Genomic DNA, 10,868 nt, shown 5'->3' on the forward strand with positions numbered 1-10,868 from the left:
GTAGTCGGCCCGCGCGGCGTCAGCCACACCGGGGAAGGTGATGGAGCGGCTGCTGTCGATGGAGTGCCAGGTATGGGATGCACCGAGACGCACGCCGATCGCACCGAACTGTGCGCCGCCGTAGAGGGCGAGATGGTAGCTGTCGATAGTGGCGCGCGAGGATCGGCCATCGACATCGACGGTGCTGCGGCTGTAGCCGGTGGCGAGGCCAACGGTCCAGGTGTCGGCGATCTTGGTGTCGGCACCGATGAAGAAGCCGCCGGTGGTGCGCTTGGTGGTGGTGGCGTTGCCGTCACCCGAGGTGCGGGCGATGGCACCGAAGCCCTGGAACCAGGCGGTGATGGCGGTGCCGTCCTGGGGGCGCTGGCTTTGGTCAGTGGCCTGTGCCAGCGCGGCGACCTGCGGTGCGGCCGTCGTCGCAACGCCGGAGAGTCGGGTTCTGGCGACGACGGCGTCACGCAGGTAGTGGCTGTCCTCGATCAATGCCGAACGGGTCGAGGCATGGACCTCACCCGACAAGGCGTTGAAGGCACGCCGAGCGGACGCGGCATCGGGCAGGCTGGCGATGGCGTCGTAGAGCGGATTGCCGGCACCGAGGCTCTCGGCGCCGTTGGCGACGGCGCACTGGTTGGGTGCACCGGCGAGGCTGCAGAAGGAAGCGGTATTGCGCGTGACGTCGAGGAAGACGTTGTTGGGATCGTAGGCGAGCGCGAGGTTGATGAAAGGCAGGTTCTGCGTGTAGCCGTCGAAGGTGCCGCTGACACCGGCATTGGCGGTGAGGATGGTGTAGCGCGTGCCTGATGTGTAGCTGCCGGCGGCCTTGATGACGGAGACGGTGCCGCCGCTCAGCGTGGCGGTGCCGGTGGCGTTCAGGCGGTCGCTGGTGCCCGCCGGTTCGATCTCGACCTCGTAGGTGGAGCCGGGCGCGAAGCTGACGTTGCCGGCGACGTTGAGGGTACCGATGGAACTGCCGGGGCTGACGGTGCCGCCGTTGTTGGCAACGATGCCGCCGACAGTGCCGGTGCCGCCCAGCGTGCCGCCGGCGTTGACGGTGACGCTGCCGCCCAGCGTGCCGTTGGCCCGCAGGATGCCGGCATTGATCGCGGTGCCGCCGGTATGGCTGGCCGAGCCGCCGAAGGTCCAGGTTGATGCGCCCGATTTGATCAGGCTGCCGCTGCCGGTGATGGTGCCGTCGAAAGCAGTGGCGGTGGCCGTATCGACGGTCAGCGCCGAGTCGAGGGAGACGGTCGCACCGGCGGCGCCGGCGAGGTTGCGCACGGTGTGGCTGCCGCCGCCGGTGGTGGCGAGCGTCGCGCCGGCGGCGACGGTGACGGCGCTGCTGGGCGCGATCGAACCGGCGGCGCCCAAGGTGAGGGTGCCGGCGGCGACCGTGGTGGCGCCGGTGTAGGTGTTGCTGCCGTTGAGCGTCAGGGCATTGGTGCCGGTGACGGTCAGGCCGCCCGTGCCAGTAATGGCGCCGCTGAAGGTGCCGTCTTCGGAGACGGCGACGGTCAGCGTGTTGGCGCCGAGGCGGACGGTGGAACCGGTGGGGCCGATCAGGTTGTTGATGGTCTGGTTGCCGGCGGCGGTGATGTCGAACGTCGCCTCAGAATCCACACTGACGAAGCTGCTGTGGGCGATTGAGCCGCCGGCACCCAGCGCCAGGGTTCCAACGAAGATCCGGGTGCTGCCGGTATAGGTATGGGCGGCGGTCAGCACGGTGGTGCCACCGCCGGTTTCGGCGCCGTACTGAAGAATGCCGCCGGTACCCGAGATGATGCCGTCGAATGTGTAGGTGTCGGACCGCGCAAACGCCAGGTAACCGCCATCAACGACAACATTGCCGACGATGGAGCCCGACGTGCCGCCGATACCGTCACCGATAAAAATGGCACCCCGGCGGATGATCGTGCCGCCGGTGTAGGTGTTGGCGCCGGTAAGGGTCAATCTGCCCACGGCGTCGTAGCGCACGCTACCACTGCCCGAGATCACGCCGGCGAAGGTGTCATCGAATTGGTTGGCGAAAGCCAACACGCCGTTGTTGACGACGTTGCCGATGATCGACCCGCGGGCCTCGCCGTCGCCGATCTGCAGTGTGCCGGCGGTGATCGTGGTACCGCCGCTGTAGGTGTTGGCGCCGGTGAGGATCAAGGTGCCGGGCCCGATCTTGTTGAGGCCGGTGCCGGTGCCGTCGGCGATGACCGAACCGATGGTGGCCGTGATGCCGGCATCGACATTGATGGTGCCTGTTGTGCCGGTGGCCGGCGACAGGGTGAGCGTGCCGCCGGTCAGCCTGTAACCGGTGGTCGAGAACTGCAGCGTGTCGAAGGCCTGCGTGCCGACAACGGTGACGGTGCCGCCGGCGGTGCCGGCGAAGACGCCGACCGAGCCACCCCAGGTGCCGTTGGTGTTGGCCTGTCCGGGCTGGCCGGTCCAGTTGGTACCGGGACCATCCCAGGTGCCGGCGCCGCCGTCGACGGTGCCGTTGCCGGTGCTGTCGCCGCCGTCCCAGAACTGCAAGGTCTGCCCGGTACCGACCACCGCGAGATTGACCTGGTTGGGGGCGGTCTCGACCTGGTGGCGGGCGACGGTGAAGCCACCGGTGCCGGTGACGGCGGTGGTGTCGAAGGCGCCGGCGAGCGTGCTGCCGTAGTTGAAGAGGCGATAGTAGCCACCGGCGGCGACCTGGGCGTCGAGCGCGCCACCCAGGGTCAGGCCGCCGGTGACGATGACGAGGTCGTTGCTGGCACCACCGACGACGCCGGGGCTGTTCAACTCGAAGCGCGACGTCGAACCACGATTGAGCGTCAATGTGCCGACTGTGAGGGTGCCGGGGCTGGCACCGGCCGACAGCGTGCCGCCGACCGTGACGGGCCCGGTGATGGTGCCGGTGCCGCCGAGCGTCCCGCCGGCATTGACGGTGACGGTGCCACCTATCGTGCCGTTGACCAGCAAGGTGCCGGCATCGATGGTGGTGCCACCGGTATGGCTGGCCGAGCCGCCGAAGGTCCAGGACGCGGCACCCGATTTGATCAGGCTGCCGTTGCCGGAGATGGTGCCGTCGAAGGCGGTGGCGGTGGCCGTATCGACGGTCAGCGCCGAGTCCAGCGTGACGGTCGACCCGGCAACGCCGGCGAGATGGCGCACGGTGTGGCTGCCACCGCCCGTGGTGGCCAGCGTCGCACCGGTGGCGACTGTGACGGCGCTGCTGGGTGCGATCGATCCACTGGCGCCCAGCGTGAGAGTGCCGGCAGCGACCGTGGTGGCGCCGGTGTAGGTGTTGCTGCCGTCGAGCGTCAGGGCGCTGGTGCCGGTGACGACGAGGCCGCCGGTGCCGGTGATGGCGCCGTTGAAAGCGCGGTCGCTGGTGACGTTGACGGTGAGCGTGTTGACGCCGAGCTGGACGGCAGCGCCGATGGTGGAGGACAGATTGTTGATGGTCTGGTCGCCGGCGGCGGTGATGTCCAACGCCGCGCCGAACCCCAGCCTGACGTCTTGGCTGTGGGCGATCGAGCCGCCGGCGCCGAGGGCGAGTGTGCCACCAACGATCCCGGTGTCGCCGGTATAGGTGTGAGCAGCCGTGAGCACGGTGGTGCCGCTGTACTGATAGATGCCGCCGTCGCCCGAGACGACGCCGTCGAATGTGGCGGTGTCGGCCCGGGCAAATGCCAGCGAAGCGTTCGCGGCGACGACGACGTTGCCGACGATGGCGCCCGACGTGCCGCCGTCACCGATGAAAAGAGCACCCCGGCGGATGATCGTGCCGCCGGTATAGGTGTTGTCGCCGGTGAGTTTCACGAGGCCGCTGCCGTCGTACTGCACGCTGCCGCTGCCCGAGATCACGCCGGCGAAGCTGTCATTGTCGCTATTGGCGAACACCAGGACGCCGTTGTTGACGACGTTGCCGGTGATCCTGCCGTTGCTGATGCCGTCACCGATCTGCAATGTGCCGGTGGTGATGGTGGTGCCGCCGCTGTAGGTGTTGGCGCCAGTGAGGATCAGGGTGCCGGCGCCGATCTTGTTGAGGCCGTTGCCGGTGCCGTCGGCGATGACCGAGCCGATGGTGGCCGCCACGTTGGCGTCGACGTTGATCGTGCCGGTGGTGCCGGTGGCGGGCGCCAGCGTGAGCGTGCCGCCGGTCAGCGTGTAGCCGGTGGTGGAAAACTGCAGCGTGTCGAACGCTTGTGTGCCGCTGACCGTGACCGAGCCGGCGGTGCCGGCGAAGATGCCGACCGAGCCGCCCCAGGTGCCGTTGATGGTGGCCTGTCCGGGCTGGCCGGTCCAGTTGGCGGCGGCGCTGCTCCAGGTGCCGGTGCCGCCGTCGACGGTGCCGTTGCCGGCGTTGCCGGCGCCATCGCCGTCCCAGAACTGCAGGGTCTGTCCGGCGCCGATGACGGCGAGGTTGACCTGGTTGGGGATGCTGGTCTCGACCTGCTGTCGGGCGGCGGTGAAGCCGCCGGTGCCAGTGGCGGTGGTGGTGTCGAAGGCGCCGGTCAGACTGCCGCCGTAGTTGAAGAGACGGTAGAAGCCAGCGGCGGCGACTTGGGCGTCGAGCGTACCGCCCAGGGTGAGGTTGCCGGTGACGACGACGAGGTCGTTGGTGCTGCCGCCAACGACGCCGGGAGAATTGAGCTCGAAGCGCGAGGTGGAGCCGGCGTTGAGCGTCAATGTGCCGACGGTGAGCGTGCCGGGGCTGGCGCCGGCCGAGAGCGTGGCGCCGCCGCCGACGGTGACGGGTCCGGCGATGGTGCCGGTACCGCCCAGTGTGCCGCCGGTGTTGACGGTGACGGTGCCACCGAGTTTACCGTCGACGCGCAGCGTGCCGCCCGCGACGGTGGTGGTGCCGGTGAAGGCGCTGCTGTCGGCAGTGAGGGTGGAGGTGCCGGCCAGCACGTTGATGGCGCCTTTGCCGATGATGGCGGGCGTGAAGGTGTAATCCGTGCTGGTGTGGTTGAAGGTGACCGCGCCGGCGGCAGGGCCGAACGAGACAGGGCCGAACTGGACCGCGGCAGCCTGGACCGTGCCCGGCGCGACGGGTGGCGCGCCGGCGGCAGCGCCGATGTTCAGTGTGCTGCTGGTCCCAGGAAAGCCGTTTTGCGCGACAACGATGGTGCCGGTACCGTTGATCACCGAGAAGAGGCCGCCGTCGGCCACGGTCAGCGCTGCGGAACTATTCCAGCCGATGATCAGGCCGCTGGCGGTGACATGTTCCCACACCGACCCGGCACCCGTCACGGTGATCGTGTCCGATGCGCCGCGACCGATCACGACATCACCGCTGGAAGTGACTCGCCCACCCGCGCTGACGGTCGTTGTACTCTGCCCACTGGAGGTGGGCCTGAGTCCGTTGAAGACCAGGGTGGAGCCCGCGCCGGAGACGGAGACGGTCGATGCGGTAGCCCAAAGATCGAGAGGGCCCTGAGCCGTCACGCGGCCACCATCGGTGATGCGCAATGTCCCACTGCCGTTGAGGCCAAGTAGGATACGGGACGTCTCGAAGACCGACGTCGGACCCGAAACGATCAGGGTGGCGCCAGTGGAGACTTCAGTGCCCGCACCACCTGTTATCGTCAGACGGCCGCCGGACACGGCCATGGTACCGCCTATAATATACAGGCTGCCGTCATAGGTGCTGGTGCCTGTCACGGTCAGCGTGGCGGTGCCGCGCTTCCAGAAGGAGCCGGTGCCGCTGATGGTTCCCGTCAGGGTCAGATCGGCGTCGGTTTGGATCGCGCCGCCGCTGCCGCTGGCCGTAACGATAGAGCGCGCCGTCGTAATGGTGGCGGTGGTGATCAACGTGCCACCCGTCAATGCCAGCGGGCTCGATATGTCGCCCAGGCTGCCGTCCTCAGCAATGCTGAGGCGGCCGCGGACGGTCCAGGGCGTGACGTCGGTCGTGGTGCCGGTCAGCGTCCAGATGCCAGCGCCGGTTGTCTCGAAGGCCTTGAAACCCATGTACTGCGGGGTTGCCCCGGTAAACTTGCTGACGTCGATCGTGCTGTTGGCATTGCCACCCAGAGCCAGGGTGTTGGTGCCGGTGCGGGCATCGACGGCGCCGTTGATCACCGAGGCGGCCCATATCTCCAGGCGGTTGGTGCCGCCCGTGAAGCGGATCGCAAGATTGCGACTGCTCTCGTCACCGATGCCATCACCCCGGAAGCCGCCCGATATGGTGCCGTTGGTGATGATGTTGATATTCGAGCCCTCGATGCCGATGCCGCCGGCGCCGGCGCCGTTGCGAGCGACCGCGGTGCCGGTGTTGGTCAGGCCCATGCCGCCCAGGCCGCCATTGCCGCCGGTGATGGTGCCGTTGATGCGGATCGTCGTGTTGGTCAGCGCGGCACCGGTGCCACCGGCGCCGCCGCCGCCACCGACGGCGGTGAACCCGAGGGGACCGCCGGTGCTGCCGTCGCCGCCGAGGCCGCCGGCACCGCCGGTGACGGCGCTGTAAATATCGATCGAGGCAGTCGCCGCCAGGAGTCCGACACCACCAACGCCGCCCTGGCCGCCGCCGTGGAGGGTCGTGCCATTGCCGCCGGTGCCGCCGGCGCCACCGGTGACGGTCTGGCTTATCCCGCCGCTGCCGGAGTTGTGCACACCATAGCCGCCCTCGCCGCCGCCGCCGCCACCACCCCCGCTGCCGGTGCCGCCATGACCGCCGTCGCCGCCACGGCCACCGGTGACCGCGGTGGATGGCAAGGTGTTGGTCGCGCCGTTGGCGCCGCCGCCACCGCCGCCGCCGCCACCGGCATCCGCCGGTCCGGTGACGCCGTTGCCGCCGTCGAGGCCGGGGCCGCTGCCGGCGTTGCCGCCGGAGCCGGGATTGTTCCAGCCGCTGCCGCCATTGCCACCGGCGCCGCCACCGCCACCACCGGCATTCGTTGTGGTGGCATCGTCGCCGGGTTGTCCGTAGCCGCCGCCGCCCGTGGCGGGCACGCCGGGCGCCGATCCGCCGCTGCCGCCGTCGGCCAGGGCGAGTGAGGCGGCGAGGGAGACGGCGATCAGCGCGGTGGAGCCGGCCAGGGCCTGGCGCCAGTGGTGATAGCCGCGAGTCATGGCGAACGCTCCAAAAAATGCACCCAACTTTGGGCTGCACTTTACGAGAGCGCCCGGCGCCAACCGGTCACGGATCCAAAACAGATTCGCCCGTGGAACAAATAAATCCTGGGAGCGCGGGCGTCCCGCCCGCTCATGTCTTTGCGCTACGAAGATGCGGGCGGGACCCTTCGGCAAGCTCAGGGCAGGCTGCCCGCGGTCCCAGGTTCAGAACTTGTAAGAGAGGTTGCCTTTGAAGGCGTGATCGCGGGCGCCCGAGGCGAGGACGCCTGAATAGCCGGCACCGACGGTAAAGGACGACCCGACCTTGAGGTCGAAGCCGGCCTCGACGACGACGGCGTTGCGGGCGATGGGCGTGCCCTCGACGCCGAAGGAGGCGCCGCCGGCGAAGGCCATGCGGGCGGCGGGCGTCACGTCGCCGAAGGCATGGCGCCAGCCAAGGGTGCCGCGCAGGGTGAGCGTCTTGTTCTGGTCGTTCCATACCTGGGCTGCGGCGCGGATGCCGAGTGTCGAGAACAGGTTGCTGTCGCTGCCGCCGCGGGTGCGCAGTGCGGCGATACCACCGCGCTCGCCGAAGCGGTTGGTGCTGAGATGGACCCAGGCGAGGCTGGCGAACGGCTCGAGCGCGACGTCGCCGAGGGCCACCGTATAGCCGACATCGCCGAAGACCTGCGTGGTGCGGGCCTTGTAGTCGGCACGCGCGGCGTCAGCCACACCGGGGAAGGTGATGCTGCGGCTGCTGTCGATGGAGTGCCAGGTGTGCGACGCACCGAGGCGCACGCCGACGGGTCCGAACTGAGCGCCGCCGTAGAGGGCGAGGTGATAGGAGTCGATGGTGGCGCGCGAGGATCGGCCATCGACATCGATGGTCGAGCGGCTGTAGCCGGTGGCGAGGCCGATGGTCCAGGTGTCGGCGATCTTGGTGTCGGCGCCGATGAAGAAGCCGCCGGTGGTGCGCTTGGCGGTGGCGGCGTTGCCGTCGCCCGAGGTGCGGGCGATGGCGCCGAAGCCCTGGAACCAGGCGGTGATGGCGGTGCCGTCCTGGGGGCGCTGGCTCTGGTCTGTGGCCTGCGCCAGCGCGGCGAACTGCGGCCCGGCGGCGGTCGATGTGCCGGAGAGTCGGGTGCGAGCGACGACGGCATCACGCAGATAATGGCTGTCCTCGATGAGTGCGCTCCTGGTCGAGGCGTGCACCTCGCCGGAGATGGCGTTGAACGCGCGCTGTGCCGACGCCGCATCGGGCAGGCTGGCGATGGCGTCGTAGAGCGGGTTGCCGGCCCTGAGGCTCTCGGCACCGTTGGCGGCCGCGCACTGGTTGGCCGAGCCGGCGAGGCTGCAGAAGGAGACGGTATTGCGGGTGACGTCGAGGAAGACGGTGTTGGGATCGTAGGCGAGCGCCAGGCTGATGAAGGGCAGGTTCTGGGTGAAGCCGTCGAAGGTGCCGCTGACGCCACCGGCGGCAGTGAGGATGGTGTAGCGGGTGCCTGATGTATAGCTGCCGGCGGCCTTGATGACGGAGACGGTGCCGCCGCTCAGCGTGGCGGTGCCGGTGGCGCGCAGACGGTCGCTGGTGCCCGCCGGTTCGATCTCGACTTCGTAGGTCGACCCGGGCGCAAAGCTGACGTTGCCGGCAACGTTGAGCGTGCCGATGGAGTTGCCGGGCGCCACCGTGCCGCCGCTGTTGGCGACGATGGTGCCGACGGTGCCGGTGCCGCCCAGCGTACCGCCGGTGTTGACGGTAACCGTGCCGCCCACCGTGCCGTTGACCCGCAGTGTGCCGGCGTTGACGGTGGTGCCGCCGGTATGGCTGGCCGTGCCGCCGAAGGTCCAGGTTGATGCGCCTGATTTGATCAGGCTGCCGGCGCCGGTGATGGTGCCATCAAAGGCGGTAGCGGTGGCGGTGTCGACGGTCAGCGCCGAGTCCAGCGTGACGGTCGATCCGGCGGCGCCGGCAAGGTTGCGCACGGTGTGGCTGCCGCCGCCGGTGGTGGCCAGCGTCGCGCCGGCGGCGACGGCGACGCCGCTGCTGGGTGCGATTGATCCGGCGGCACCGAGGATGAGGGTGCCGGCGGCGACGGATGTGGTGCCGGTGTAGGTGTTGCTGCCGTTGAGCGTCAGAGCGCTGGTGCCGGTGACGGTCAGGCCGCCGGTGCCGGTGATGTCGCCGCTGAAGGTGCGGTCCCGGGAGACGGCGACGGTGAGGGTATTGGCGCCGAGGCGGACGGTGGAACCGGCGACGCCGGACAAGTTGTTGATGGTCTGGTTGCCGGCAGCCGTGATGTCGAACACGGCGCTGGCATCGCTCAGAGCGACGCGGCTGCTGTTGGCGATCGAGCCGCCGGCGCCGAGGACGAGTGTGCCGCCCTCGATCCGGGTGTTGGCGGTATAGGTGTGGGCGGCGGTCAGGATGAGGGTGCCGCCGCTCTGCAGGAGACCACCGGCACCCGAGACGATGCCGTCGAAGGTGGTGGTGTCGGCGCGGGCAAACGCCAGGTAGGCGTCTTCGGTCGCGACGACGACGTTGCCGACGATGGAGCCCGACGTGCCGCCGAAACCATCGCCGATCTGCAGGACACCCCGATCGATGATCGTGCCGCCGGTGTAGGTGTTGGCGCCGGTGAGGACGACCCTGGCGTCGTTCCTGACCTGCAGGCTGCCGCTGCCCGAGATCACGCCGGCAAAGGCCGCGTTGTTGCCGGTCTGGCCGAACGCCAGCACGCCGTGGTTGACGACATTGCCGATGATGGAGCCGCGGGCCGCGCCGTCACCGATCTGCAGGGTGCCGGCGGTGATGGTGGTGCCGCCGCTGTAGGTGTTGGCGCCGGTGAGGATGAGCGTGCCGGCACCGATCTTGTTGAGGCCGCTGCCCGTGCCGTCGGCGATGACCGAACCGATGGTGGCGGCCACGCCGGCGTCGACGGTGATCGTACCCGTCGTGCCGACGGCGGGCGCGATAGCGAGCGTGCCGCCGCTCAGCACATAGCCGGTGGTGGAGAACTGCAGCGTGTCAAAGGCCTGCGTGCCGGCAACAGTGACGGTGCCCGCGGCGCCGGCGAAGACGCCGACGGAGCCGCCCCAGGTGCCGTTGACGTTGGCCTGTCCGGGTTGTCCGGTCCAGTTGGTGCCGGGACCATCCCAGGTGCCGGTGCCGCCGTCGACGCTGCCGTTGCCGGTGCTGTCGGCGCCATCCCAGAAGTGCAGGGTCTGGCCGGTGCCGACCACGGCGAGGTTGACCTGGTTGGGGATGGCGGTTTCGACCTGTTGGCGCGCGACGGTGAAGCCGCCAGTGCCGGTGACGGCGGTGCTGTCGAAGGCACCAGACAAGGTGCCGCCGTAGTTGAAGAGGCGGTAATAACCGCCGGCGGCGACTTGGGCGTCCAGAGCACCACCCAGAGTGAGGTTGCCGGTGACGACGACGAGGTCGTTGGTGGTGCCGCCGACGACGCCGGGAGAGCTCAGCTCGAAGCGTGATGTGGAGCCCGCGTTGAGCGTGAGTGTGCCGACAGTGAGCGTGCCGGGACTGGCGCCGGCGGACAGTGTGCCGCCGACGGTGACCGGTCCGGTGATGGTGCCGGTGCCGCCCAGCGTGCCGCCGGTGGTGACGTTGACGGTGCCGCCCAAGGTGCCGTCGACACGCAGGGTGCCGCCCGAGACGGTGGTGGTGCCGGTGAAGGCGCTGCTGTCGGGCGTGAGGATGGTGGTGCCGGCCAGCACGTTGATGGTGCCGTTGCCGGTGATGGAAGGTGCGAAGGTGTAGGCGGAGCTGGTGTGGTTGAAGTTGATCGCACCGGTGCCGGCGCCGAACTGGACGG

At 69.3% G+C, this 10,868-nt stretch carries 2 protein-coding genes; both read right to left on the bottom strand.

The annotated features are described in order from the left end of the window. On the bottom strand, window positions 1–7,056 hold a 7,056-nt coding region (locus tag FQU96_RS43095; RefSeq protein ID WP_178131204.1), incomplete at its 3' end, for an autotransporter-associated beta strand repeat-containing protein. 207 nt (window positions 7,057–7,263) lie between these two features. Then, window positions 7,264–10,868 (bottom strand): autotransporter domain-containing protein (locus FQU96_RS43100; RefSeq protein WP_146547366.1); only part of this gene is annotated, 3,605 nt, incomplete at its 5' end.

Source organism: Reyranella sp. CPCC 100927, from assembly GCF_007859315.1.
Taxonomy (GTDB): domain Bacteria; phylum Pseudomonadota; class Alphaproteobacteria; order Reyranellales; family Reyranellaceae; genus Vineibacter.